General features: G+C 73.0%; 21 protein-coding genes and 1 pseudogene. 17 read left to right on the top strand and 5 right to left on the bottom strand.

The features are described 5' to 3' along the window. Window positions 1-17: 17 nt before the first annotated feature. The 11 genes from QUE51_RS00455 (at window position 18) to QUE51_RS00405 (ending at window position 13,777) form a co-directional block, all read left to right on the top strand. Window positions 18-1,676, top strand: a complete 1,659-nt coding sequence (locus QUE51_RS00455) for an Ig-like domain-containing protein (protein ID WP_286277666.1) — start codon at window positions 18-20, stop codon at window positions 1,674-1,676. Further along, entirely contained in the window at window positions 1,619-4,066 is a 2,448-nt protein-coding gene (locus QUE51_RS00450) for an Ig-like domain-containing protein (protein WP_286277665.1), read from the top strand. The genes QUE51_RS00455 and QUE51_RS00450 overlap by 58 nt, the downstream gene beginning before the upstream one ends. Continuing rightward, entirely contained in the window at window positions 4,024-4,305 is a 282-nt protein-coding gene (locus QUE51_RS00445; RefSeq protein WP_286277664.1) for a hypothetical protein, read from the top strand. The genes QUE51_RS00450 and QUE51_RS00445 overlap by 43 nt, the downstream gene beginning before the upstream one ends. Before the next feature lie 370 nt (window positions 4,306-4,675). Next, a complete protein-coding gene (locus QUE51_RS00440; protein ID WP_286277663.1) occupies window positions 4,676-5,992 on the top strand; it encodes a hypothetical protein in 1,317 nt (438 codons plus the stop codon). Window positions 5,993-6,014: 22 nt separating this feature from the next. After that, window positions 6,015-6,980, top strand: coding sequence for an AAA family ATPase (locus QUE51_RS00435; protein WP_286277661.1), 966 nt, complete (start codon window positions 6,015-6,017; stop codon window positions 6,978-6,980). After that, complete coding sequence (locus QUE51_RS00430; RefSeq protein ID WP_286277659.1) at window positions 6,977-8,386, top strand: DUF58 domain-containing protein; 1,410 nt, start codon at window positions 6,977-6,979, stop codon at window positions 8,384-8,386. Before QUE51_RS00435 ends, QUE51_RS00430 begins: the two co-directional genes overlap by 4 nt. Further along, window positions 8,383-9,879 (top strand): hypothetical protein, encoded by a 1,497-nt coding sequence (locus tag QUE51_RS00425; RefSeq protein WP_286279488.1) that lies wholly within the window; start codon window positions 8,383-8,385, stop codon window positions 9,877-9,879. Before QUE51_RS00430 ends, QUE51_RS00425 begins: the two co-directional genes overlap by 4 nt. Next, a complete protein-coding gene (locus QUE51_RS00420; RefSeq protein WP_286279469.1) occupies window positions 9,789-10,694 on the top strand; it encodes a transglutaminase-like domain-containing protein in 906 nt (301 codons plus the stop codon). Before QUE51_RS00425 ends, QUE51_RS00420 begins: the two co-directional genes overlap by 91 nt. After that, on the top strand, window positions 10,691-11,236 hold the full coding sequence (locus tag QUE51_RS00415) for a zinc-ribbon domain-containing protein (RefSeq protein ID WP_286277658.1): 546 nt from the start codon (window positions 10,691-10,693) through the stop codon (window positions 11,234-11,236). The genes QUE51_RS00420 and QUE51_RS00415 overlap by 4 nt, the downstream gene beginning before the upstream one ends. 435 nt (window positions 11,237-11,671) lie before the next feature. Continuing rightward, a complete protein-coding gene (locus tag QUE51_RS00410; protein ID WP_286277657.1) occupies window positions 11,672-12,703 on the top strand; it encodes an FtsK/SpoIIIE domain-containing protein in 1,032 nt (343 codons plus the stop codon). Window positions 12,704-12,880: 177 nt separating this feature from the next. Next, window positions 12,881-13,777, top strand: a complete 897-nt coding sequence (locus QUE51_RS00405; RefSeq protein WP_286277656.1) for a hypothetical protein — start codon at window positions 12,881-12,883, stop codon at window positions 13,775-13,777. Here the strand turns inward: QUE51_RS00405 and ald are convergent. Further along, window positions 13,774-14,892, bottom strand: coding sequence for an alanine dehydrogenase (gene ald, locus QUE51_RS00400; protein WP_286277655.1), 1,119 nt, complete (start codon window positions 14,890-14,892; stop codon window positions 13,774-13,776). The genes QUE51_RS00405 and ald overlap by 4 nt on opposite strands. Window positions 14,893-15,060: 168 nt before the next feature. On the opposite strand from ald, the gene QUE51_RS00395 reads away from it, so the two are divergent. The 4 genes from QUE51_RS00395 to QUE51_RS00380 all read left to right on the top strand — a co-directional run bounded on the left by QUE51_RS00395 (window position 15,061) and on the right by QUE51_RS00380 (window position 19,239). Further along, a complete protein-coding gene (locus tag QUE51_RS00395) occupies window positions 15,061-16,281 on the top strand; it encodes an ABC transporter substrate-binding protein (protein ID WP_286277654.1) in 1,221 nt (406 codons plus the stop codon). A gap of 2 nt (window positions 16,282-16,283) precedes the next feature. Beyond that, on the top strand, window positions 16,284-17,444 hold the full coding sequence (locus tag QUE51_RS00390; protein ID WP_286277653.1) for an ABC transporter ATP-binding protein: 1,161 nt from the start codon (window positions 16,284-16,286) through the stop codon (window positions 17,442-17,444). 2 nt (window positions 17,445-17,446) lie between these two features. Next, on the top strand, window positions 17,447-18,361 hold the full coding sequence (locus QUE51_RS00385) for an ABC transporter permease (protein WP_286277652.1): 915 nt from the start codon (window positions 17,447-17,449) through the stop codon (window positions 18,359-18,361). 110 nt (window positions 18,362-18,471) lie between these two features. Then, the gene (locus QUE51_RS00380; RefSeq protein WP_286279467.1) at window positions 18,472-19,239 is read left to right on the top strand and encodes an ABC transporter permease; all 768 of its coding nucleotides are present in this window, start codon (window positions 18,472-18,474) and stop codon (window positions 19,237-19,239) included. A 131-nt stretch (window positions 19,240-19,370) separates the two neighbouring features. Here the strand turns inward: QUE51_RS00380 and QUE51_RS00375 are convergent, their stop codons facing one another. Together QUE51_RS00375 and gabT are read right to left on the bottom strand one after the other, a co-directional pair. Next, complete coding sequence (locus tag QUE51_RS00375; RefSeq protein WP_286277651.1) at window positions 19,371-20,372, bottom strand: asparaginase; 1,002 nt, start codon at window positions 20,370-20,372, stop codon at window positions 19,371-19,373. 40 nt (window positions 20,373-20,412) lie between these two features. Next, window positions 20,413-21,785, bottom strand: a pseudogene (gene gabT, locus QUE51_RS00370) (4-aminobutyrate--2-oxoglutarate transaminase). 118 nt (window positions 21,786-21,903) lie between these two features. On the opposite strand from gabT, the gene QUE51_RS00365 reads away from it, so the two are divergent. Continuing rightward, window positions 21,904-22,410: an OsmC family protein gene (locus tag QUE51_RS00365; RefSeq protein WP_286277650.1), complete on the top strand. Its 507-nt coding sequence runs from the start codon at window positions 21,904-21,906 to the stop codon at window positions 22,408-22,410. Here the strand turns inward: QUE51_RS00365 and QUE51_RS00360 are convergent. Then, window positions 22,383-23,291 (bottom strand): hypothetical protein, encoded by a 909-nt coding sequence (locus QUE51_RS00360; RefSeq protein ID WP_286277649.1) that lies wholly within the window; start codon window positions 23,289-23,291, stop codon window positions 22,383-22,385. The two genes, QUE51_RS00365 and QUE51_RS00360, sit on opposite strands and share 28 nt — an antisense overlap. Before the next feature lie 84 nt (window positions 23,292-23,375). On the opposite strand from QUE51_RS00360, the gene QUE51_RS00355 reads away from it, so the two are divergent. Next, window positions 23,376-24,455: a 1-deoxy-D-xylulose-5-phosphate reductoisomerase gene (locus QUE51_RS00355; RefSeq protein WP_286277648.1), complete on the top strand. Its 1,080-nt coding sequence runs from the start codon at window positions 23,376-23,378 to the stop codon at window positions 24,453-24,455. 21 nt (window positions 24,456-24,476) lie between these two features. Here the strand turns inward: QUE51_RS00355 and QUE51_RS00350 are convergent, their stop codons facing one another. Continuing rightward, window positions 24,477-26,081 (bottom strand): serine/threonine-protein kinase, encoded by a 1,605-nt coding sequence (locus tag QUE51_RS00350; RefSeq protein ID WP_286277647.1) that lies wholly within the window; start codon window positions 26,079-26,081, stop codon window positions 24,477-24,479. Window positions 26,082-26,119: the final 38 nt, after the last annotated feature.

The following is a 26,119-nucleotide window of genomic DNA, read 5'->3' as shown; positions in this document are numbered from 1 at the left end:
TGGACGCCTAGGTGGGGGTGGCAACACCGCTGTGGCAGGCCCTGGCCCGCCATCGGTCCAAAGTCGTGTCCATCGTCGGCGGCGGAGCGGTGGTGGCCGTCGTGGCGACTGTCGCGGTCGTCTCCTCCGGCTACACGGCCCAGCGGATGGACCTCGACGACGGCTCCGTGTGGGTCGCGAACGGGTCGAAGCAGGTCATCGGCCGCGCGAACACGCAGATCCTGCAGCTGGACACCGTGGTCGCGTCGACGAGCAGCGCCCTCGAGGTGCATCAGCACGGCCAGGACGTCTTCCTGTTCGACCGCGGCAACAGCACCGTCGACGTCGTCGACCCCGCGACCGCGAGCGTCGCGGAGTCCGTGCCGGTCCCGCCGGACGACACCGTCCTGCACACGACTGGTCCCGAGGTCGCGAACGGCCGGGCGGTGCTGCACTCGACGGCGACCGGCGAGGTGTGGATCGTCCCTCTCGAGGAGTTCGGCTCCTTCGACTCGCAGTCCGAGGCGGACCTCAGCCTCGGCGCCGGGTCGGTGTCGTCGATGGAGCCCGACGGCACGCTGTTCGTCTACTCGCCGAGCGCCGCCGAGGTGTACCGCGTGGACGCGGCCACCAGCGACGTGGTCGCCCGCACCCAGCCGCTCGACGCCGGCCCCGGAGACGACGACTTCTCGATCACCTCGGTGGGCGGATCCTGGGCGGTCCTCGACGCCACCACCCGCACCCTCTACCTCGACGGCCGGACCGTCGATCTCTCCCGGCTCATCGCCGCGGGCGCCGCTCCGGTCCTGGAGCAGGCGGTCACCGCTGCGGAGGCCGGCAGGGGCGGGCTCGACCAGGTGTACGTCGCGCACACCGGCGGGCTCGTCCGCGTCCCGCTCGGCGGCGGCGACCCCACCGAGGTCGCGGGACTGTCCGACGAGGGCAGGGCCGGGGCACCTGCGGCTCCCGTCCTCCGGGCCGGCTGCGCGTTCGCGGCGTGGACGAGCGGCGACGTGTGGCGGCGCTGCGCACCGGGCGCCGGCGGCACGGGCATCGACGGCGGGCCGGACGACCTGGGCCAGGTCAGCGGGCTGCCCTCCTCCGCCCAGCTCGCCTTCCAGACGAGCGGCAGCCGTGTCGTGCTCAACGACGCGCGCGGCGGCGGCACCTGGGCCGTGCAGGACGGCAACGCGTCGATCGACAACTGGGACGAGCTGCTCGCGACCAACGAGGGCTCCGACGCGGCCCCCGAGAACGACGAGGACACTCCGCCCGAGTACGAGACGCTGCAGGAGCCCCCGGTGGCGGTCGACGACGAGCTCGGCGCGCGGCCGGGCCGGTCCACCGTGCTGCCCGTGCTCCTCAACGACTACGACCCGAACGGCGACGTGCTGGTGATCGACGAGCTCACGACGCTCGCCGCGGACGTCGGCACGCTCGAGCTCGTCACCGGCCGGCAGCAGGTCCTGCTGACCCTGCCCGAGTCGGCGAGCGGAGCGGTGTCGTTCGGGTACACCATCTCGGACGGCCGAGGAGGCACAGCGACCGCCACGGTCACCGTCCCGATCCGGGCGGCGAACGAGAACTCGCCGCCGGTCCAGCAGCGCCGCACCAAGGCCACGGTCGCGGCCGGGGGCGGGTGGCCGTCGACACCCTCGGCGACTGGGTGGACCCCGACGGCGACGCCTTCTACCTGACGAGCGCGTCAGTGGGCGCTCCGGACGGGGCGACCTGGAAGCCGGGCGGCGAGGTCGTCTTCGTCGACTCCGGTCAGGGTGGCGACCGCAAGGATGTGGCGCTCGCGGTCTCGGACGGCCGGGCCGACGGCGCGGGCACCCTCACCGTGACGGTGCGGCCGCCGGGTGAGGTGCCGATCGTGGCGGAGCCCTTCGCGGTCCGCGCCTACGTGGGGCAGGAGCTCACCGTGTCGCCGCTCGTCCACGTCCGGGGCGGCAGCGGCATGCTGCGCCTGACCAACGTGCCCGAGAAGTCCGGCGTGCGCATCTCCGCCGACTACGAGGGCGGCACCTTCCGGCTGACCGGCGACGATGCGGGCACGCGCTACCTCGACTACACCGTCGGCGACGGCGCGACGACCGCGACCGGCACGGTGCGCGTCGACGTGGAGCTGCCGCCGGACGCGAACAGCCGGCCGATCCCGGTGCCGCACACCGCGTTCGTGCGCGAGAGCAGCAGCCAGAACCTCGACGTCCTCGCGACCGACATCGACCCTGCGGGCGGCGTGCTGCTCGTCACCGGCGTCTCCGGGGTGCCCGAGGACTCCGGGATCCGCGTCGAGGTCCTCGAGCAGCGTGTGCTGCGGATCACCCTGACCGCCCCGCTCGACGGCCCCGTCGACTTCTCCTACCGGGTCAGCAACGGGCTCGCCGACGCCGAGGGCACCGTCACGGTCGTCGAGGTGCCGGAGCCCGCTCGATCGCAGCCGCCGATCGCCAGGCCGGACAGCGTGTCCGTCCGGGTGGGCGACGCCATCGACATCCCCGTGCTCGCCAACGACGAGCAGCCGGAGGGCGAGCCGCTGACGCTCGCCCCGGACCTCGTCACGCCGCTGCCCTCCGGCTCCGGGCTGCTGTTCGCCTCGCAGAACCGCCTCCGCTACCTCGCTCCGGACACGACGGGCAACTTCACCGCCGTGTACCGGGTCGACGGACCGGACGGCCAGTGGGCGACCGCCGAGGTCGACATCGCGGTCCGCGAGGCGGACACCGCCTCCAACAATCCGCCCGTGCCCCGGACCGTGGAGGCCCGGGTCCTCGCGGGCGAGAGCGTGCGCATCCCGATCCCGCTGACCGGCATCGACCCGGACGGCGACTCGGTCCAGCTGCTCGGCCAGGAGTCGAACCCGGAGAAGGGCGCGGTCACCGAGGTCGGCACCGACTGGATCGAGTTCGAGGCTGGCGACTACTCGGCCGGCACGGACACCTTCGCGTACCGCGTGGTCGACGGCCTCGGCGCCCAGGCGACCGGCACGGTCCGGATCGGGATCAGCCCGCGGCTCGAGGGCGCCCGCAACCCGGTCGCGGTCGAGGACGAGGTGACGGTCCGGCCCGGCCGCTCCCTCGCCGTGCAGGTGCTCGCCAACGACTCCGACCCCGACGGCGAGAAGCTCTCCATCACGGACGTCGAGTCCACGACCGGCGGCGGCACCGCGCGCGTGGACGGCACGGTCATCCGCGTGCAGGCGCCCGACCGGGCCGGCCGGTACGGCTTCGTGTACTCGATCGAGAACGAGCGCGGCGGCACCAGCTCGAACTTCCTCACCGTGGTGGTGGATGCCGCGGCGCCGCTCGCGCGCCCGGTCGCGCAGGACACGGTGCTCGGCCTGACCGACATCCTGGGCAGGCAGACCGTCGACGTGAACGTGCTCGCCGGCGTCTTCTTCCCCGAGGGCGACGCGAGCGCGCTCGACCTCGCGGTGCTGCCCGGCTACGGCGGGACTGCCGAGGTCCTGCCGAACAAGCGGGTTCGCGTGACCATCGGCGACCTCGGCCAGATCGTGCCCTTCGTCGTGCGGCACCCCGAGGATCCGGCGGTCAGCGCCATCGCCTTCATCCGCGTCCCGGGCTTCGATGACGCGCTCCCGCAGTTGCGCAAGGGCGCACCGAAGCTGACGGTCCGCAGCGGAGAGACCCTCTCCATCGCGCTGCAGGACTACGTCGTGTCGGTCGGCGGCCGCGGGGTGCGGCTCACCGACTCCTCGACGGTCCGCGCGACGCACTCGGACGGCACGGAGGTCGTCGCGAACGCGACGACCCTGCGCTTCCGCAGCGCGGACGGCTACTTCGGGCCCGCGTCCATCTCCTTCCAGGTGACCGACGGCACCTCCGCGACCGACCCGAACGGCCGGATCGCGACCCTCGTGCTGCCCATCACCGTCACCCCGCGCGACAACCAGCCTCCGGTGTTCGAGGGGGCGTGCTGGAGTTCGAGCCCGGCTCCGAGCGCACGGTCTCCCTGCCGCGCCTCACGACCTACCCCTACGCCGACAGCCTCGACAAGCTCGCCTACGACGTGCAGGGATCGGTGCCGGACAGCTTCCGGGTCTCGATCGACGGCCAGACGATGACGCTCTCGGCCGACGAGTCGGTCCGTAAGGGCGCCACCTCCACCCTCCTCGTGGGCGTGCGCGACCCGGACTCCGAGGGGCAGGCGGGGCGCCTCCAGCTGCGGGTCGTGGCGTCGACGCGGCCGCTCGCGATCCCCGCGGCCGACACGGCCGTCGCCCCCGCGGCCAGACGACGAGCGTCGACGTTCTCGCGAACGACCAGGCGGCGAACCCGTTCCCGTCGACGCCGCTGCAGGTGACGGCGGTGCGCGGCATCGACTCCGCGTCCCTGCCCGAGGGCGTCCGGATCACCCCGAGTGCGGACCGCTCCCGGCTGAGCGTCCAGGTCGCCCCGGACGCGGCGCCCCAGGACGTGACCCTGCAGTACGCCGTGCAGGACGCCACGCGCGACCCGGACCGCACGGCATGGGGCACGGTGCGCATCTCGGTGCAGGACCGCCCCCAGCCCGTCACCAACGTGCGGGCGACCGGATTCGCCGATCGCGCGGTGACGGTGAGCTTCGATCCCGGACCGTTCAACAACGCGGAGATCACGCGCTTCGAGCTGACAACGTCGAGGCCCGGGGAGCGAAGCTCGCGACCACCTCGTGCGCCTCGACGACGTGCACCGTGCCGACGCCCGGCAACGGGCCCGACAACCGCGTCGACATCCAGGTGGTCGCGATCAACTCCGTCGGCGCCTCGGACCCCGCCGGGATCGGCGAGGCGGTGTGGTCCGACATCGTGCCGGCCGCTCCCGCCGCGCTCGACACCCGCCCGCTCGACCACGGCCTCCGCGTCTTCTGGCGGAAGCCGACCGAGACGGGCGGAAGCCCCATCACCTACTACGCCGTGAGCGTGGCCGGGGTGACGGGCACCAAGTACGTCTCCGCGGACGACGCCGTCGGCACCTCCTACTCGATCGACATCACGGATGCCGCGATCGGCAACGGGGCCGCCGTCGAGGTCGAGGTCAGCGGCCGCAACGACGCGTACGGGCGCTCCCCGAACTGGAACACCGCCTCCGGCTCCGGAACCCCGGCGGGCGCCCCCGTCGTGGCCGGGACCCCCACGGCCGGGATCGGCGACGCGGACGGCAGCGGCGAGGGAACGGTCACGCTCGACTGGTCCGGGAGCTTCGACGGCAACGGGGCGGGCATCGGCGAGTACTTCGCGGCCATGTACCAGGGGACGCCGCCCACCTGCTCCGCCCAGGACGACGGGGGACGCGGAACGGACCTCAGCGTGCCGGCGGCCAGCCAGGAGTTCCGGCACATGGGCACGGCGACCTCCACGACCTTCACCGTTCCGGCCAACCAGCAGTACACGTTCATGGTGTTCGCCTACAACGGCCAGGGCTGCACGTCGAGCGGCGAGCTCCGTGCCGTGTCGCGCAAGACGCCCGGCACGCCGACCGCCGTGGGCATCGGCGGCCCCGACGCGACCGGCGACGGGCGCTACGACTACCGGCTCGACTCGGTCGACTACACGAGCGGCGGCGGCAACCCCGACGTCACCTACGGCTACCGGATCAGCGGCGACGCCTCCTCGACGTGGACCGTGCGGAAGGGCGGCGCCCTCCTCGCCGACGGCAGCCTCTACGGGCGTGCTGTCGCCATCGAGGTGCAGGCGTGCGAGGCCTTCCCCGAGAAGACGCTGTGCTCGGACTGGTCGGCGCCGTCGGCGACCTTCACCCCGGTCGACACCCGGCCGGGCGGGCTGTCATTCAGCGGCACGGTCGCAGGCGGCACGTGGTCCTGGACGGGTTCGCCGTCCGGTTCGGGCTACTCTTCCGTGCAGTACACGTGCGACGGGGGAGCCACGTGGGCCTCGATGCCCACGAGCGGGAGCTGCGCGGCAGGGGTGGACGCGTCCTTCTCCGTGCGCGTCACGACGCCGAGCGGCGCCTACGCGAGCCCCACCTACCGCTGGTACGACTTCGATTGAGCTTCAGAGAGCGAGAGCACCGATGACCCCCGAGCAGGCCACCTGGTTCAGCGAGATCTTCGGCCGGCTGGCGGCGAACATCGAGCAGGTGCTGCTCGGCAAGAGCCACGTCATCCGGCTCTCGCTGACGGCGATGCTCAGCGAGGGCCACCTGCTGCTCGAGGACTTCCCGGGCACGGGCAAGACGTCGCTCGCGCGCGCCATCGCCCAGAGCGTGCAGGGCAGCTCGAGCCGGGTGCAGTTCACCCCGGACCTGCTGCCGGGCGACATCACCGGCGTCAGCATCTACGACCAGCGGAACGGCGAGTTCGAGTTCCACAAGGGCCCGGTGTTCGCGAACATCGTCCTCGCCGACGAGATCAACCGGGCGAGCCCCAAGACGCAGTCGGCGCTCCTCGAGGTGATGGAGGAGGGCTCGGTCACCGTCGACGGCATCCGCCACGCGGTCGGCGTCCCGTTCATGGTCATCGCCACCCAGAACCCGATCGAGCAGGCCGGCACCTACCGCCTGCCCGAGGCGCAGCTCGACCGCTTCATCCTCAAGACCTCGATCGGCTACCCCGACCACGCGGCGACGCTGCGCATCCTCGAGGGCTCCACTGTGCGGTCGCACGAGACCGTGATCCCGTCCATCGTGCCCGCCGACGTGGTGGTCGACATGGCGCAGCTCTCCCGCACGGTGCATGTGGACCCCTCGGTGAGCGACTACGTGTCGCGCATCGTGGAGGCAACGCGCAATGCCTCGGAGGTGCGGCTCGGCGCGAGCGTGCGCGCGGCGATCGCCCTCCTGCGCACCGCGAAGACGCTCGCGGCGTCGAACGGCCGGCACTACGTCATTCCGGACGACGTGAAGGCGCTCGGCGAGCCCGTGCTCGCCCACCGCCTGCTGCTCGACCCCGAGGCGGAGTTCGACGGCGTGACGCCCTCGAGCGTCATGGCGCAACTGCTGCTCGAGGTGCCGCCGCCGAGCGAGCGGCAGGCCGTGTGAGCAGCACCGCCTCCCGGCACCGGAGCCTCTCCCGGACCCGCACCGAGCTCCGCGGCGCCACCTCCGTCCGGGGCGAGACGACGGCCACGGCGCCGCTCACCAACGCTCGCACCCGGATCGTCGGCACGCGCACCGGCTTCGTCGCGGACGCCCTCGTCCTCGGCGTGCGCGCCTGGCGGGCGACCCGCCTCGCCCTCGCGGCCGCCTGGCGCGCCGTCTCGGGTGTCGTCACGCCGCTGGGCTGGTCGATCCTCGGGCTGACGGTGCTGGCGTTCGCGGTCGGCTACGGCGCCGGCTGGGCCGAGGCCGTTGCGGTGGCCTGGGCGGGAACGGTGCTCGTGCTCGTCGCCGCGCTCTTCCTGCTCGGCGGGCACGCGCACGAGATCGGGCTCGAGATGCCGCACAACCGTGTCGTCGTGGGGCAGTCCGCGGTCGGAGCGCTCGCGGTGCGGAACCCGACGGGCCACCGGCTGCTCGGCACCACGGTCGAGGTGCCGGTGGGTCCGGGCATCCTCGAGCTGCCCGTGCCCTCCCTCGCCGGGGGAGCGACCGAGGACTCGCCCTTCACGGTGCCCACCACACGCCGCGGCGTCGTTCGGATCGGTCCGGTCCGCGCGGTCCGCGCCGACCCCATCGGCCTGATCCGCCGCGAGCACGTGTGGAGCTCGAGCGTCGAGCTCTTCGTGCACCCGCGGACGGTGCCCATCCCGTCGACCAGCACGGGCTTCGTCCGTGACCTGGAAGGACAGGTGACACGGGATCTGACGTCCAGCGACATCTCCTTCCACGCCCTGCGCGAGTATCAGCCGGGCGACGACCGGCGGTACATCCACTGGAAGTCGACGGCGAAGCAGGGCGTGCACATGGTGCGCCAGTTCGAGCAGACGCGCCGCAGCCATCTGCTGGTGGCCCTGAGCCTGGCCGCGGCGGACTACGAGAGCGATGACCAGTTCGAGCTCGCGGTGAGCGTGGCCGGCTCCCTCGGCGTCCGCGCCATCCGCGATGCCCGCACGGTCTCGGTGGTCGCGAGCGGCACGACGCCGGAGTTCGCGAAGCGCAAGGTCTTCGCCGTGCGCCACCTCAGCACCCTCACGCCCGTCCGCCTCCTCGACGATCTGGCCCGCATCGAGCAGGCCGAGTCGGCGCTCGGCGTGGTCGACCTCGCCCGCGTCGCGGCGGACGAGGGCGCAGGGACCTCGGTCGCGTTCCTCGTCTTCGGGTCCCGGCCCACGCCGACGCAGCTCCGCGCCGCCTCGGCCTCCTTCCCGGGCGGCGTCGAGGTCGTGGCGGTCGTCTGCGACCCCGGCTACGCGCCGGCGCTGACGCGCGTGGGGGAGCTCACCGTCCTCACGATCGGCTACCTCGAGGACCTGCAGAAGGCGCTCGCGCGAAGCAGGGCGGCATGACCGCCGCCGGTGCGATCCGCCGCCCCCGGCTCCGGCGGCTGCCAGGGACGGCCTTCGTGCTCGTCAACACCGTCTTCGTCGTGGTCGCGATGGCGATCTCGTCCGCGACGTTCTGGCCCATCCACCGCAGCGAGGCCCTCGTGGTGGCCGTCGCCGTCGCGCTCGTCGCGGGAGTCGCGATCGCGATCGCGGGAGCGGCGCGGCACTGGCCCGCGTGGGCCGTGGGCGGGCTCACGATCCTCGCCTACCTCGTCCTCGGCGTCCCGGCCGCCGTGCCCTCACTCGCCTTCGCCGGCGTGGTTCCGACCGTGCCGGGCCTCACCGCCCTGGTGGCGGGCGCCGGCCTGAGCTGGAAGGAGCTGCTCACCGTGTCGCTGCCGGTCGGCGGCTACCAGACCCTGCTCGTGCCCGTGTTCCTGCTCGTCCTCGTGCTCACCGTGGCGGGCCTCTCGATCGCCCTGCGCGCGCGCTTCGGCGAGCTCGCCGTGCTCGCGCCGATCGCCCTGTTCACCGCGGGCATCCTGCTCGGGCCTACCCGGTCGACGTGGCCGCTGCCCATCGCGCTCGGGCTGCTCGTGACCCTCCTCCTCATGCTCGTCTGGCGGCGGCAGAGCCGCCGGACCGCCGCGCTCGACCGCCTGCGCGCCGCTCCGGAGGACCGTGGCGACCGGCGCCGCGCGAACCTGCGTCGCTGGCTCGGCGCCGCGGTCATCCTGGTCCTCGCCGTCGGCGGGTCGGTCGCCGCCTCGGCCGCCCTCCCGGCATCCACGCCACGGCAGGTCCTCCGGACCGCCGTCGAGGTGCCCTTCGATCCTCGGGACTACGCAAGCCCGCTGTCGGCCTTCCGCCGCTACTTCGCCGAGGATCGCGCGGATCGGACGATGCTCACCGTCGACGGGCTCCGGGCGGGGAGCGGGTCCGCATCGCCGCACTCGACACCTACGACGGCGTCGCCTTCACGGTCGGCAGCGACCGCGTCAGCAGCGCGTCCGCCGCCTTCACGCGCGTCCCCTCGGCGCTGGAGCCCACCGTGCCGGGCGGGCGCTCCGTCCGGCTCGACGTCACGGTCGGCGGCTATCGCGGGGTGTGGGTGCCGGACGCGGGCGCCCTGCGCACCATCGACTTCGGGGGCGACCGCGCGGGTCGCCTCCGCGACGCCTTCTACTACAACGCCGCGAGCGGTACGGGAGCAGTCCTGGGAGGCCTCGCGCAGGGGGATCGCTACACGATCGACGCGGTCGAGCCCGCGGCTCGGGACGCGGACGCGATCGCCGCTCTGCAGCCCGGAACGGCACCCGTTCCGGAGATCCCGGTCGTCCCGGACGAGCTCGACGCGTCCCTCGAGACCTACACCGCTGACGCCGGTACGCCCGGCGCGCGGCTCGCCGCCGCTCTCGAGGGGCTGCGCGAGAACGGCTACGTCAGCCACGGCGGAGCCGGCGAGCCGTTCAGCCGCTCCGGGCACTCCGCCGAGCGCATCACCGAGCTGCTGACCTCGCGCCCCATGCTCGGCGACGCCGAGCAGTACGCGGTCACGGCCGCGCTCATGGCGCGAAGGCTCGGCTTCCCCTCGCGCGTCGTCGTCGGCTTCGTGGCCGGCTCCGACGACCCGTCGAACCTCGTGGGAGCCGACGAGAGCGCGTGGATCGAGGTCAACGCCGCGGGCGCCGGCTGGGTGCCCATCGACCCCAACCCCGAGCTGCGCGACGTGCCCGAGCCGGAGCCCGACGACGCCACGAGCGTCTCGCGTCCCCAGTCGGTCGTGCAACCGCCGCCCGACGACCAGGTCGACCAGGACGACGTCGTGCCGCCCGATGTGTCCGAGGAGGACCAGGGCGCGCAGCAGCCCGCCTGGCTCGCTGTGCTGCTCGCCGTGCTCCGCGTCGTGGGCGTCGTCCTCGTGGTCGCCGCCGTCCTGGTGTCGCCCTTCCTCGCGATCCTCGGTGCGAAGTGGCGGCGACGCCGGCGGCGCCGGAACGCCGTCGAGCCGCTCGACCGCATCGTCGGCGGCTGGGACGAGTTCGCGGACAGCGCCCTCGATCACGGGATCGATGCGCCCGCCACCGCGACCCGCAACGAGCTCGCGATGGCGGTCGGCGGCCGGAAGCCTCTCGTGCTCGCCTCGGCCGTGGACCGGGCGGTGTTCGCGCCCACTGTCCCCCAGGAGTCGGACGTCGACAACGTCTGGGCCGCCGTGGCGGACCTGCGCGGCGACCTTGACTCCGGGCGCACCCGGTGGGAGCGGCTGAAGGCCCTTGTGTCGATCCGGTCGCTGCAGCGCCGTGCCGCCTCACGGAGGGAGCCATGAGCTGCACCGTGTGCGGCGCCGCACTCCCACCCGGCGCGCTCTTCTGCGGCGTCTGCGGGTCCGCAGTCGCCGAACGCCCCGCTGCGGCGCCGAGGCCGGCCGGCAGCGCCGAGGCGGAGGTCGCCGCCCTGCCGGTCCCGGCCGCCGTCGCCCCGACGCCACCCGCCGCCCCGGACGAGCACACCCGGCTCCCGGCCGCCCGCCCGCAGCCCGCGGCCGCCCGGTTCGTGCTCCAGTTCAGCACGGGGGAGTCCGTGACCGTGTCGGGCAGCGGCCTCATCGGGCGGCGCCCTGAGGCGCAGCCCGGTGAGTTCTTCGACACGCTCGTCGCCATCGACGACCCCGGCCGCTCCGTCTCCAAGACCCACCTCGAGTTCGGCCAGGACGGCGGCACCTTCTGGGTCAGCGACCGGTTCTCGGCCAACGGCACCGTGGTCCGGGAGCCCGAGCGGCCCGCGCGGCTCTCCGCCCCCGGAATGCGCAGCCGGGTCGCGCGCGGGTCCCGTGTGGAGATCGGCGAGCAGTTCTTCGTCGTGAGCTGATCCTCCCCAGCCGGGCGACCGCGCAGTCGTCCCCGGATGCCGCCTCTCGGCTGTGCCGACGGTGCTGAGAGCGCAGGGTGGAGCGGTGCTGCCGCCGCTCCCGCCGCCCCTGCCCGAGGCGGAGCGGATCCCGGTCCCGATCGCCGCGGTGCTCGCTCCCGTCCTCGCGGGGGTGGTCCTGGCAGCGGTGACCTCCTCGCCCATGCCGCTCGTCTTCGCCGCCTTCGGCCCCGTGCTGGCCGTCGCCTCTCTGCTCGACGGCCGGCGGCACGGCCGCCGCCGCCGTCGCCGGGACGCGCGGCGGCGCGAGGCCGCGCTCGTCCGGGTCCGCACGAGGATCGCCGAGGAGCACCGGATCCGCCGCGCCAGGCTGGCCGCTGCCGCCCCGGACCTCCCCGGCATCCTCGAGGGAGCCGACCCCGGGCGCCCCCGGTCGTGCTCCTCGGCACCGGACCCGTGCCGAGCGGCATCGAGCTCGTTCCGGTCGTCGAGGAGGACGGGGCGCTCGCCCGGGAGGCAGCCGTGCTCGGGGGCGCGCCCGTCACCGTCCCGCGGGAGCACGCCGTCGCCGTCCTGGGCGTCCCGCTCGCCGCGGCGGCGGCCCGACGGGCGCTGGCCGTGCAGGGAGCCCGCCTCGTCGAGCAGCCGCGGGCGTCGGTCGTGCTCCGCGTCGACGGGGTGGGCCGGATGACGGTCCTCGCCGCTCCAGTCGCCGTGGCGTGCGGGGAGCTGCGGCCGGCGCTGGTGTCCGCCGCCGAGGAGGCGGCGCTCCGCGGGCGTCGCGCCGGGATCGCGGTGTCGCTCGCCGACCTGGGCGTCCCCGGGCGGGACGGACCCGGCCTCCCCGCCCGCTTCCTCGTCGCCGGCGACGGGGAGGTCGAGCTCGACCTCGTCGCGGACGGCCCCCACGCCGTCGTCGGCGGAACGACGGGCAGCGGCAAGAGCGAGCTGCTCCGGTCGTGGGTGCTCGCCCTCGCCGCCGCCCGCTCCGCCGAACGACTGGCGGTGCTCCTGATCGACTTCAAGGGCGGCGCGACCTTCGACGCCCTCGCCGGCCTGCCCCAGGTGGCTGGGGTCGTCAGCGACCTGGACGACACCGCGGTGGAGCGTCTCGCGGCCGGCCTCGCCGCCGAGGTCCGCGAGCGGGAGAAGGCCCTCCGTGCTGCCGGAGCCCCCGACATCGCGGCGCTGCCGAGCCTCCCGCGGCTCGTCATCGTCGTCGACGAGTTCGCCGCCCTCCTGCAGGCGCTTCCCGCGCTCTCGGACGTCGTGACCGACATCGCCGCGCGGGGAGGGCCCTCGGCATGCACCTCATCCTCTGCACGCAGCGACCCGCCGGAGTGGTCCGGGACGCACTCCTCGCCAACTGCGGCCTCCGGATCGCGCTGCGGATGCTGGCGGAGGAGGACAGCCGGGCGCTCGTCGGCACCCCGCGGCTGCGGGCCTGCCCCGAACGCCACCGGGTGAGTGCCTCGTCGTCCGCCACGGTGAGCCGCCGGTCCCGGCTCGTGTCGCGCTCACCGGTGAAGGCTCGCCGGAGCCCGCACTGTCGGCGGCGGGAGTCCGCGCCGCGCCCGTGGTCCTCCCGCCGCTGCCGGCGACGGTGCGGCTGCGGGACCTTCCCCTCCGCCTCCCGGGGCCCTGGTGCTGGGAGCGGTCGATCTGCCGCACGAGCAGCGGCGATCGGTGGGCGCCTGGCGGCCCGCCTCGGAGGGCGCTCTGCTCGCCGTCGGGGACAGGGGATCCGGGCGCAGCACGCTCCTGGCTTCGCTCGCCGCGCAGAGCACCGGATCGCGGTTGGTGGCCGGCGCGGGAGCGGAGGGCCCGGAGGCGCTGTGGGACGCGGTCGCGGAGCGGTCCGCCGGGCTCCTCCTCCTGGACGACCTCGACCTCGCGGTCGGCCGCATGCCGGACGAGTACGCCGCGGACGTGCTGGACCGGCTCGCGCTCGCCCTGCGAACCGCAGGAGGCGGCATCGCCGCGACCGCTCGGGCGCCGCTCGCGGGAGCCTTGCGCCCGCTCGGGAGCGCCTTCGGCGACGTGCTCGTGCTGCGCACGGGGCGCGAGCACCATGCCGCCCTGCTCGGGGCGCAGTGCGCCTACGACGGCCGCGTGCCGCCGGGCGGCGGGTGGTGGCGGGGCGACCGGATCCAGCTCGCGTCGGCGGACGGCGGTGGGGTGCGCACGGAGCCCGCTTCCGTGGTCGCCGTCGAGCTGCGCACGCCCCTTCTGGTGGTCAGCCGGACGCCGGAGCGCCGGCTCGCCCAGGTCCGCCGCGCCGGGGGCGCACGCGCAGCGGGGTCGGACCTGGCAGTCGACCGAGTCGCCGTCGTCGGGGTCGACGACTTCACCGCCACGCCGAGCCTGTGGTCCGCCGCGGCGCGCACTCCGCTCCTCCTCGATGGGTGCACGCCCGCCGAGCACCGGGCGATCACGAGGAGACGCGAGCTGCCTCCGCTGCTCGCCCCTCTCGAAGGACGGGCCTGGCTCGTGCGGCCCGAGGAGCCCACCGTGAGGGCGAGCGTCGCGTGGGCGCCCTAGGCGGCCAGGGCCGTCTCGAGCTCCACGTGGCCGAGTCCGTGAGCCGCGGCGACCGGCGCATTGGCGAGTGCGCCCCCGTGCACGTTGAGTCCGAGCGCGAGCGCCGGGTCGGCGCGCAACGCGTCGCGCCAGCCCAGACCTGCGATGGAGCGCACGTACGGCAGCGTCGCGTTCGTGAGCGCGAAGGTCGACGTGTTCGGGACCGCGCCGGGCATGTTGGCCACGCAGTAGAAGAGCGACCCGTGCACCCGGAAGGTGGGATCCGCGTGGGTCGTCGGGTGGGAGTCCTCGAAGCAGCCGCCCTGATCCACCGAGATGTCGACCAGGACGCTGCCGGGCTTCATGCGGGACACGAGGTCGTTGCTCACGAGCTTCGGCGTGCGGGCGCCTGCGATGAGGACCGAGCCGATGACGAGATCGGCGTCGAGCAGGGCGCGCTCGATCTCGTAGGCGTTCGAGGCGATCGTGCGGACCCGCCCGGCGTACAGGGCATCGAGCTCGCGCAGGCGGAAGAGGTTCGTGTCGAGGACGGTCACGTCCGCGCCGAGGCCCACGGCGATCTGCACCGAGTTGGTGCCCGCGACGCCGCCGCCGAGGACGACGACCTTCGCGGAGCGGGTGCCGGGCACGCCGGGAACGAGCAGCCCCGGCCCGCCGTTCGGACGCAGCATGGTCGACTGGCCGACCAGGGGAGCGAGCCGGCCCGCGACCTCGCTCATCGGAGCGAGGAGCGGCAGCGCCCGATTCGGTAGCTGCACCGTCTCGTAGGCGATCGCCGTGATCCCGGAGTCGAGGAGCGCCGTCGTGAGCGGCCGCTCGGCGGCCAGGTGCAGGTAGGTGAAGAGCACGAGGTCGGGGCGGAAGTGGCCGTACTCCTCGGCGATGGGCTCCTTCACCTTGAGCAGCAGCTCGGCCTCGGACCACACCTCGGCCGCGGTCTCGGCGATGCGGGCGCCGGCGGCCTCGTAGTCCACGTCCGGGATCGAGGAGCCGACCCCCGCTCCGCCCTCGAGGATCACCTCGTGGCCCGCCGCGGCCAGGTCATGGACGCCGGAGGGGGTGATCGCGACACGGAACTCGTTGTTCTTGATCTCGCGGGGAACGCCGATGCGCATGGGCTCAGCCTACGGTGGACCGCCGATTCCGGAGCAAGAAGGGCGCTTCGGATGCGGATTCAGTGAAGTTTGTGTTTCGGAGTGGTCGATATGGCCAGCAGTGCCCGCGCAATCGGGGAGGCGTGTGCCAGGATCGACAGCACTGTCCCGGCATCCGAAGGAGGCTCCGTGTCCCACCGCGACCTGCCCACCGACGCGGCACTCCGCGCGCTGATCGCCCAGGCCCGCACGTGGCAGGTGGGGCGGCGCACGCTCCTCCAGGGTGCGGGCGCTTCCGCGGCGGCCCTCGCCCTCGCGGCCTGCTCCACCGGCGGCGGCTCGGCGAAGCCCTCGGCGCCGAAGGACAACTCGGGCAGCGACAAGACGCTGAACTGGGCGAACTGGGCGTACTACCTCGACGAGGACGACGACGGCAACTACCCGACGCTTCAGGCGTTCGAGGAGGAGTCCGGCATCAAGGTCTCGTACGACGTCGCCGTCGACGACAACAACACCTACTACGCGAAGGTCAAGGACCAGCTCGCGCTCGGCCAGGACATCGGCGCGGACGCCGTGTGCCTCACCGACTGGATGGTGAGCCGGCTGATCGGCCAGGGCTACGTCCAGAAGCTCGACCACGCCAACATCCCGAATATCAAGAACCTGTCGGCGAGCCTCGCGAACCCGGATTTCGACGAGGGCCGCACCTACTCGCTTCCGTGGCAGAGCGGCTTCGCCGGTCTCGCCTGGAACAAGGAGAAGCTGCCGAACGGGCTGACGAGCGTCGAGGAGCTGTGGGACCCCGCCCTCAAGGGCCGCGTCGGAGTGCTCTCGGAGATGCGCGACACCATCGGGCTCATCATGCTGGCGCAGGGCGTGGACATCTCCGGCAAGGAGTGGGGTGACGAGGAGTTCACGGCGGCCATCGACGAGTTCCAGAAGCAGGTCTCCTCCGGCCAGATCCGCAACATCAAGGGCAACTCCTACGGCGACGACCTCAAGAACGAGGACACCCTCGCGGCCATCGTGTGGTCCGGTGACGTCACGAGCATCAACGCGGAGCTCGGCGAGGACCGGTTCGGCTTCGCCATCCCGGACACCGGCGGCACGCTCTGGAGCGACAACTTCGTGGTGCCGATCGGGTCGACCCGCAAGGGCAACGCCGAGGCGCTGATGGACTACTACTACCGTCCCGAGGTCGCCGCCACGGTCGCCGCCTACGTGAACTACATCACGCCGGTGGAGGGTGCGAAGGAGGCCATGGCCGACATCGCGCCCGAGTACGTGGACAACCCGCTCATCTTCCCCGACGAGCAGACGCTGTCGAACGCGTTCATCTTCCGCACGCTGAGCAACGCGGAGTCGACGCGGTACAGCGCGCAGTTCGAGTCTGTGGGCCTGGGCGCCTGACGATGGCGCGCGGCCTCTTCGCCGAGTCCGGCGCGGACCTCGAGCTCGTCGGGGTGCGCAAGGAGTTCCCGGGCTTCACCGCGGTCGAGCAGCTGGACCTCACGATCGCGGCGGGAACCTTCTTCGCCCTCCTCGGGCCCTCCGGCTGCGGCAAGACCACCACGCTCCGCCTCGTCGCCGGCCTCGAGGAGCCCACTGCGGGACGCATCCTCATCGGCGGCGCCGACGTGACCGACACCAAGCCGTTCCGGCGTCCGGTCAACACCGTGTTCCAGAGCTATGCACTGTTCCCGCACATGAGCGTCCTCGAGAACGTCGCGTTCGGGCTCCGTCGACGGGGGATCGGGGATCCGCTCGGCAAGGCGCACACCGCCCTGCAGCTGGTGGAGCTCGACCACCTCGCCGAGCGGAAGCCCGCCCAGCTGTCGGGCGGCCAGCAGCAGCGCGTCGCCCTGGCTCGCGCGGTCGTGAACCGGCCCGCCCTCCTGCTTCTCGACGAGCCGCTGGGCGCGCTCGACCTCAAGCTGCGCCGGCAGATGCAGCTCGAGCTCAAGAACATCCAGACCGAGGTCGGCCTCACCTTCGTGCACGTCACCCACGACCAGGAGGAGGCCATGACCATGGCGGACACCGTCGCGGTCATGAACAAGGGCCGGATCGAGCAGATCGGCGCACCGGAGGAGCTCTACGAGCTGCCCAGGACGTCGTTCGTCGCCAACTTCCTCGGCCAGTCGAACCTCTTCGCCGGCGAGGTGGTCGAGAGCGGGGACGCGACCATCGGCGTGCAGGCCGCGGGTCGGCGGATCCTCGTCCCCACGGAGCGCGCCCAGCGGAGGAGCGGATCGGTGACCGTGGGGGTCCGCCCCGAGAAGCTCCTGCTCCTCACGGAGGAGCCCGCCGCGACCGCGGGCATCAACGTGCTCGGGCCCGGCCGGGTCACCGACGTGTCGTTCAGCGGGGTGAGCACCCAGTACCTCGTCGAGGTCCCCGGCGTCGGCACGATCATCGTCTTCGCGCAGAACCTCGTCTTCGGCCCCGTCGTCGAGCGGGGCGCCGAGGTCTGGGTCAGCTGGCGCGTCGAGCACGGCTTCGGGCTGTCGGACGCGCCCGTCTCCTCGATCGCCCAGGCCCACGAGGCGCTCGTCGGCGGTGCGGAGGCCTAGGAGTGGCGCTCACCGCGTTCACCGGCCCCGTCGTCTCGGCGGACGCCTCCGGCGCGCGCCGCGGCGGCCGCATCGCGCTGCTCCTGCTGCTGCCGGGCATCGCCTACCTGCTGCTGTTCTTCCTCGCGCCGCTCGTGTCGCTGGTCATCACGTCCCTGCAGACGCCGTCGGAGACGGTCTTCGGCCAGTACGACTTCACGTTCAACTGGCAGAACTACGGCGAGGTGATCGGGACGTACTCGGAGCAGATCCTCCGCTCGTTCCTGTACGCCCTGCTCGCGACCGTGTTCGCTCTGCTCTTCAGCTATCCGCTCGCGTACTTCATCGGAGTCGTGATGCGCCGCTGGCCGCTCGTGCAGAGCCTGTTGCTGATCCTCGTGGTCGCGCCGTTCTTCATCAGCTTCCTGCTGCGCACGCTCGCCTGGAAGCAGATCCTCTCCGACGAGGGCCCCGTGGTGTCCACGCTGAAGGCGCTCGCGCTGCTCGGGCCGCAGGACCACATCACGGGGACGCCCATCGCGGTCGTCTTCGGCCTCACCTACAACTTCATCCCCTTCATGTGCCTGCCGCTCTACACGACGCTCGAGCGGCTCGACATGCGGCTGATCGAGGCCGGTCGGGACCTGTACGCCGGCCCCGCGACGACGTTCCGCACCGTGACGCTGCCGCTGTCGATGCCCGGGATCGTGTCCGGGACGCTGCTCACCTTCATCCCCGCCGCGGGCGACTACGTCAACGCGTCGAGCCAGTTCCTCGGCGGCACCAGCTCGACGATGATCGGCAACGTCATCCAGAGCAACTTCCTCGTGCAGCTCAACTATCCGGCGGCGGCCGCGCTGTCGATCCTGCTGATGGCGATCATCCTGGTGCTCGTCGGCGTCTACGTGCGCAGGAGCGGGACGGAGGACCTGCTGTGAGCGGCAACACCCAGGCGGGGCTCGTGCTCGGTCAGGAGATCGGCGCGGAGGAGCTCGCGCCCGCCCCGGTCCGGCGCCGCGCGTACGGCTTCAGCGCCGGGAAGTGGCTCCTGCCGGTCTACTGCACCCTCGCGCTCGCCTTCCTGCTCGTGCCGATCGTCTACACGATCGTGTTCTCGTTCAACGACTCGGTGAAGACGAACATCGCGTGGCGGGGCTTCACGCTGGACAACTGGCTGAACGTCTGCAGCGAGCCGGGGGTCTGCGAGGCGTTCGGCAACAGCCTCCTCATCGGCGTCACGTCGACGACCATCGCGACGGTGCTCGGCACGATGATCGCGCTGGCGCTCGTCCGCTACCGGTTCCGGTTCCGTGCGGCCACCAACCTGCTGCTGTTCCTGCCCATGGCGACGCCCGAGGTCGTGATCGGAGCGGGCCTCGCCGCCCAGTTCCTCTCGGCGGGGATCGCGAAGGGCCTCGGCACGATCATCGTGGCCCACGCGATGTTCTGCCTCAGCTTCGTGGTGGTCACGGTCAAGGCGCGGGTCGCGAGCCTCGACCCCGCGCTCGAGGACGCCGGTCGGGATCTGTACGGGTCGTCGTCCCAGGTGTTCTGGCGCATCACGTTCCCGCTGCTGCTGCCCGGCATCCTCGCCGCTGCGCTGCTGTCGTTCTCGCTGAGCTTCGACGACTTCATCATCACGTACTTCAACTCGGGGTCGGTGAACACGTTCCCGACGTTCATCTACACCGCGGCGACCCGCGGCATCCCCGCGGAGGCCAACGTCATCGCGTCGGCGGTCTTCCTGCTCGCCATCGCGATCGTGCTCATCGGTCAGCTGAGCGCGCAAGCCCGCCGGAAGCGCCTCGCCCGCTGACGTTCCGCCCCTCCCGATGATTGAGGAGCGGGCGAAGCCCGCGTCTCGAAATCAGGGCCCATGTCATACGTCCCGTCCCGGATTTCGAGACGCCGCTGCGCGGCTCCTCAATCAGCGGGCGTCGCGGGAGCTCAGGCGCAGGTGACGCGGAGCTCGCCGACCGGGACGCCGCCGCCGAGCACCGCGAGGTCGAGGCGGGCGCGGACGCGCGCGAGGGCGGGGGCGTCGATCGCGCCCACCGCGAAGAGGAGGCCCGCCGCGACCGCCGCGGCCGGGCGGGGGCTGCCGTCGAGCACCTTCACCGCGACGGCGGTGCCGTCCTCGAGGGCGACCGCGAGGACACCCTCGGCCCCCACCTTGGCGAGCGCGCCCAGCTCCTCGATGAGGACGGCGTCCGGCCTGCCTCGGCCGGAGATCAGCCACGGACGCTGGAGAACGGCCTCGGTCAGCGCGGCGGCGTCCCGGTAGAGCGGCCATGGGGAGTCGGCGCGGGTCGTGCGGACGCGAGCGAAGCCGGCCGCCAGCCCGGTGAGGGACAGGGCATGCACCGGGAGGCCGCAGCCGTCGACGCCCGACCGGCTCACGTGCTCACCCGTCATCCGCTGGATCACCTCGCGCACGCGCTCCTGCAGCGGATGCGCCGGGTCGAGGTAGGTGCGCGGGTCCCAGCCGCTCGCGACGCATGCCAGCAGCATGGCCGCGTGCTTGCCGGAGCAGTTGTGGAAGATCGGGTGCGTGCCGTGACCGTCCCGCACGAGCTGGTCCCGGGCGTCCCGGTCGGTCGGCCAGTCGGCGGGGCAGCGGAGGCTCGACAGCCGCAGCCCGCCCTTCTTGAGGATGCCGCGCACGATCTTCGCGTGCTCGGCGGTGCCGTCGTGGCTCGCAGTGGCGAGCACCGTCTCCTCAGGGGTCAGCTGCGCACCGCTCGCGATGGAGGCGAGCGCCTGGAAGGGCTTGAGCGTGGAGCGCGGGAAGACGGCGGCGGCCGGGTCGCCAACCGTGCGCAGGACGGATCCGTCGGGTCCGAGGACCACGGCCGAGCCGACGTGCCGCGACTCGACGAAGCCGCTGCGCTCGACCACCGCGAGCTCGCCCGCCGCCTCCGCGGCGAACGTGCCCTTCGGGGCCGTCATCGAGGCGTGCTCGTGCTGTGCGTTCTCCTCGACACCGGGGTCAGAGGGAGGCGAAGCCGTCGGCGAGCACGCCCAGCGCGTCCTCGAGCAGCTCGTCCGAGATGGCGAGGCTCGGCAGGAAGCGGAGCACGTTGCCCCAGGTGCCGGCCGTGAGGACGAGGACGCCGTTCTGCGCGGCGTGCGCAGCAAGGGCGGTGACCGCCTCGGGGTTCGGCACCTTCGTGGTCCCGGCGGTGCCGGGCTGAACGAGCTCGATCGCCATCATCGCGCCGCGGCCGCGGATGTCGCCGATGATGTCGTGCTTGGCCTGCAGCGCGGTGAGTCCCGCCGTCAGGGTCCGTCCGATGCGCTCGCCCTCCGCGAGGAGGCCGTCCTGCTCGATGAGCTCGAACACGGCGACCGACGCCGCGGCGGCGACGGGGTTGCCGCCGAAGGTCCCGCCGAGTCCACCGGGCTGGGCGGCGTCCATGATCTCGGCACGGCCGGTGACCGCGGCAAGGGGAGGCCGGCGGCGATGCCCTTGGCCGACAGCAGCAGGTCGGGCACGAGGCCGAAGTGCTCGCTCGCGAAGTAGCGGCCTGTGCGGCCCATGCCGCTCTGGATCTCGTCGGCGATGAGCACGACGCCGTTCTTCGTCGCCCACTCCTGCAGCGCGGGCAGGTAGCCCTCGGCCGGCGTCTGGAAGCCGCCCTCGCCCTGGATCGGCTCGACGACGAGCGCGGCGAGGTCGGTGGCCCCCACGTGCTTCTCGAGGTAGCCGATCGTGCGGGCCGCGGCCGCGGCGCCCGAGAGCCCGTCGCGGTACGGGTAGGAGGACGGGGCATGGAACACGTCGCCCGCGAGCGGGCCGAAGCCGGTCGCGTAGGGCGCGGCCTTGTAGTTCATCGCCATCGTCAGGTTGGTGCGCCCGTGGTACGCGTGCTCGAGGACCGCGACGCCGCGACGGCCCGTGTACTTGCGCGCGATCTTGACGCCGTTCTCGACGGCTTCGGCGCCCGAGTTGACGAGAACCGTGTGCTTCTCGTGGTCGCCGGGCGTGTGCTCGGCGAGGAGCTCCGCCACGCGCACGTAGGACTCGTACGGCGTGATGGTGAAGAGGGTGTGCAGGAAGCTGTCCAGCTGCGCCTTCGCCGCGTTCACGACGGTCTCGCGGGAGTGGCCGACCGTGGTGACGCCGATGCCGGCGCCGAGGTCGATGAAGGAGTTACCGTCGACATCGCGGAGGATCGCGCCGCTCGCGCGCTCGATGTAGACCGGGAGGGTCGAGTGCACGCCGGGCGGGACGACCTTCGTGCGGCGCTCGTGAAGGGCCTGGGACTTCGGACCGGGGATCGCGGTGACCACCTCGCGGCGGGCCGGGATCGCGGTCTCCGAGTTCGATGCGGACGAGGTCTCGAGGAGCGTGTCAGTCATGATTCGGCGAGTCTACGCCGGGCCCCGGACCGCCCTCCGGAGGACCGGCGGAAGGTCCGATGAGCCGTCAGAGTACTCCCAGGAAACCCCGGAGAGGCGCTGCGGCTAGTCTTCCCGGGTGAACATCGACCACCACTACGCGATCGGCGTCGAGTGGACCGGGAACCGGGGCTCGGGGACGAGCGACTATCGCGCCTACGGCCGGGACAACGTGGTGAGCGCGGAGGGCAAGCCGCCGCTCGCGGGCTCTTCGGACCGGGCCTTCCGCGGCGACACGGACCGGTGGAACCCGGAGGAGCTGCTCGTCGCGGCGCTCAGCCAGTGCCACCTGCTGTCGTATCTGCACGTCGCGGTGACGCACGGCGTCGTCGTCACGGGATACCGGGACGAGGCGGTGGGCACGATGACCCAGACCCGCGACGGCGGCGGGGCCTTCGTGTCGGTGACGCTGCGGCCGACCGTGGAGATCGCGGACCCCGCGCACGCCGACCTCGCCAGGTCGCTGCACGCCGAGGCCAACGCGAAGTGCTTCATCGCCTCCTCGGTCAACTTCCCCGTCCGGCACGAGCCGACGATCGTGGTGGCCGAGCAAGCCGGTCAGCGCGGAGGCGGCGCGACCCAGTAGGTCTCCAGGCACGGCCGTCCCGCCTCGTGCGCGAGGCACGGCCCCAGCCACTCGGGCAGCAGCACCGCGGTGGGATCGCCGAACCAGTCGGTGAAGATGCGCCAGAAGTTCCGGTTGCCGAAGGCGGAGCAGGCGTCCCCGTCGCCATACAGCGACGCGAGCGCCGCCCGGTTGGGTTGGTACGGCGTGTAGTTGTAGAGGTTGGCCGTGGCCTGGTTGCGGATGCGCACCGGAGCGGCGCCGCAGGACGCGTCGGGGGAGTAGGCCACCTCCACCGTGCCCACCCCGAACCCCCGGCCGGAGGGGTAGAGGGTGTACTGCCGGAACTGCCACGCCGCGTTGTAGACCTGGTTGAAGAAGCCGAAGTAGTCCGCGTCGCAGTCTGCGGTGTCCGGGCAGGCGTAGCCGGTCGCGCGCAGGTAGCCGTCGGTGCTCGGCCGGGTCACGAGCGACTGCTCCTTCTGCAGCAGGACGAGGAGGACCTGCGGGTTCATGCCGCACGCCTGTCCGGCCTCGGCGAGGATGTCCGCCGCTCGCTGGCCGGCGCCCCCGTGGTACGCACCGCAGTGCCCGACGCCGACATCCGGCACGTCGGGGGTGTCCTCGCGGTAGTCCGACAGGCAGGGGGCGCCGTCCTCCGGCAGGCAGGGCGTCCGCTCGAGGAACCGCTGGATCGCCTCCGCATCCATGGCCCGGTCGTCGTAGAAGCGGTCGTCGCTGATCAGCATCCCGGGACGGAAGTCGTCGGCGTCCGCCAGCCGCCACTCCACCCGCGCCCCGACCCCGGAAGCGGCGGATCCGGAGGAGAGGCCGGATGCCGGTCCGGCCGGGCTGAGCGCCGTCGTCATGGCGAGCACCGCCGCCCCCACCTCGCGCAACACGCTGACACCCTAAGCCGCCGTCCAACGGCGCGGGCGGCGTCGCGACGCGTGCCGCGCCGGTCGGCCGGGTGACAGGATGGGCGGGTGCGTCGCCTGATCCTGCTCGGCTCCACCGGCTCCATCGGAACCCAGGCTCTCGACGTGGTGCGGGACAATCCGGAGCGCTTCGAGGTGGTGGGGCTGGCCGCCGGATCGAACCGGGAGGCGCTCGCCGCGCAGGCCGCGGAGTTCGGGGTCGAGGCCACCGCACTCGGCGCCGCGGAGGCCGCCCAGCTGGTTCGGGACATCGAGTGCGACGTGGTGCTCAACGGCATCACCGGGTCCGTCGGCCTCGCGCCGACCCTCGCCGCGCTCGAGGCGGGGCGGACCCTGGCGCTCGCCAACAAGGAGTCCCTCATAGTGGGCGGGGACCTGGTCACGCGCCTCGCGGCGCCCGGGCAGATCGTCCCGGTCGACTCGGAGCACTCGGCGATCGCGCAGGCGCTGCGGGCGGGGGAGCCGCACGAGGTGCGACGGCTCGTGCTGACGGCGTCGGGCGGTCCCTTCCGCGGTCGCCGCCGGGAGGAGCTGCGCGACGTGACGCCGGCCGAGGCGCTCGCGCACCCCACCTGGGACATGGGCCTCGTGATCACGACGAACTCGGCCACGCTCGTCAACAAGGGTCTCGAGGTCATCGAGGCGTCGCTGCTCTTCGGCGTCCCGTACGACCGCATCGACGTGACCGTGCACCCGCAGTCGATCGTGCACTCCATGGTCGAGTTCGCGGACGGTTCGACCATCGCGCAGGCGTCTCCGCCGAACATGCGCCTGCCGATCTCGCTCGGCCTGGACTGGCCGCACCGCGTCGCGGGCGTCGGCGTCCCGCTCGACTGGACCACGGCCTCCATGTGGACGTTCGAGCCGCTCGACTCGGCGGCGTTCCCGGCGGTGGAGCTCGCGAAGACGGTCGGGCGAGCGGGTGGGGCGACGCCCGCGGTGTTCAACGCGGCGAACGAGCAGGCGGTGACCGCGTTCCACGCGGGGCGGATCCCGTTCCTCGGCATCCTCGACACGGTGCAGGCGGTCCTCGACCGGTACACCCCGGACCGCGGCGAGCTCACCCTCGATGCGCTCCTCGAGACCGAGCGCTGGGCCCGCGCCGAGGCCGACCGCCTCCTCGCCTGACCCGGCCTGGCTCGGGGTGGGCTACTGCGCGGCCTCGCCGGTCCAGCGCTCGACCTGGCGCTGCAGGTCCCGGCCGAACTGGTCCAGCCGGTCGTGCAGCTCGCCGAAGATGCCGCCGCTCTGCTCGGCCTGCTCCTGCTGCTGCTCCTGCTGGATCCGCTCGAGCTCGGCCTGCTCCGCGGTGACCGCGTCGTCGAGGTCGCCGCGCACCGTCTCGATCGCGGTCAGCACGAGCTTGTAGCGTGCCGAGCTGATGTGGTCGTCCACCGCCGCGGCATCGACGTGCGAGGCCATCGCCTCCAGCGAGGTGACCGCGGATGCGTAGTCCGTCACCGCCGATGCCGTCGCGACGGCGAGCACATCGTCGCGCAGCTGAAGGGTCAGCTCATCCGTCAGGCCATCGCCCTCGACCTGGGCCTCGAGCACTCCGAGATCGGTGCCCAGCTCGCCCTCCACGGCGGGGTAGGCGGGCGGGGGCTCGGCCGGACCCGGTTCGACCCAGGCGGCGATGGCCGGCCACGCCGCGACGACGCCGATCGAGCTGCCGGCCAGCAGGAGCACGAGCAGCACCGACCAGGCGACCCGGTGGTGCCGCGAGCGCGGCGGTCCGCCCTCCGACGGGGCCACGGGATCGGGAGCCGGGAAGGCGGGCGCCTGCTGCGGCGGCCGGAACGATCGCGTGGGGGCGGCGTCGGCCACCGGGAGCACGCGCGTCGCACCGGCCGGCGGGGCGACAGCTGCGGGCATCACCCGCGTCGGCGCCGTGGGCGTGCGCGCGACGGGCGCCGCCGCGAAGGGGCCGGGTGAGCTCCAGGTCAGCAGGCCGTCCCGCACCTCGCGTGCCGTCGGACGATCCTCGGGCTCGACCGCGGTCATGCGGGCGAGGAGCTCCTCGTCCGCCGCGGACAGACCCCCGGGGAGGGCGGGACGGCGGAGCGTCCGAGCGACGGCGGATTCGGTCGACGTGCCGGGGAAGGCCAGCGCCCCCGTGAGCCCCTCGAGGAGCACGATGCCGAGTGCGTAGAGGTCGCTCGGTGGGCCGACATGCGTGCCGTTCACCTGCTCGGGGCTCAGGTAGCGCGCCGTGCCGATGACGCTGCCCGCCGTGGTCAGGCGGGACTCGTCCGCGATGCGCGCGATGCCGAGGTCGGCCAGCTTCGCCCGCAGGTCACCGTCCGCGTCGTGGGTGACGAGGATGTTCTCCGGCTTCACGTCGCGGTGCACGACTCCGCGGGCTCCGATGTAGGACAGCGCGTCCGCGACCTGGGCCAGCAGCCGGGCGAGCTCGGCGGGCGGGAGGCCGCGGGAGGCGAGCAGCTCCGCCAGGTTCGGCCCGTCGACGAGCTCCAGGACGAGGTAGGCGGTCTCGCCGGCCTCTCCGGTGCTCGCGTCGTGCAGAGTGACGAGGGACGGATGGTTGAGCGCGGCCAGCATGCGGATCTCGGAGGAGATGCGGCGCAGGTCCTGCGCGTCGGCCACGTCGGGCCGGAAGAGCTTGAGGGCGACGTCGCGGCCCAGCCGCTCATCCCGTGCGCGGTGCACGGTCGCCATGCCGCCCGCACCCAGGACGCCGCCGAGCCGGTATCGGCCGCCGAGAAGGGCGGTCACCGGCTGGGTGTCGGTCACGTGCTGCCCTCCCTCCGTCCGCTCCTGACTACCACGCG

It is taken from the genome of Naasia aerilata, from assembly GCF_030296595.1.
Classification (GTDB): Bacteria; Actinomycetota; Actinomycetes; order Actinomycetales; family Microbacteriaceae; genus Naasia; species Naasia aerilata.
The sequence above is the reverse complement of the archived record's forward strand: the minus strand, read 5'-3'. Positions and strand labels throughout refer to the sequence as shown.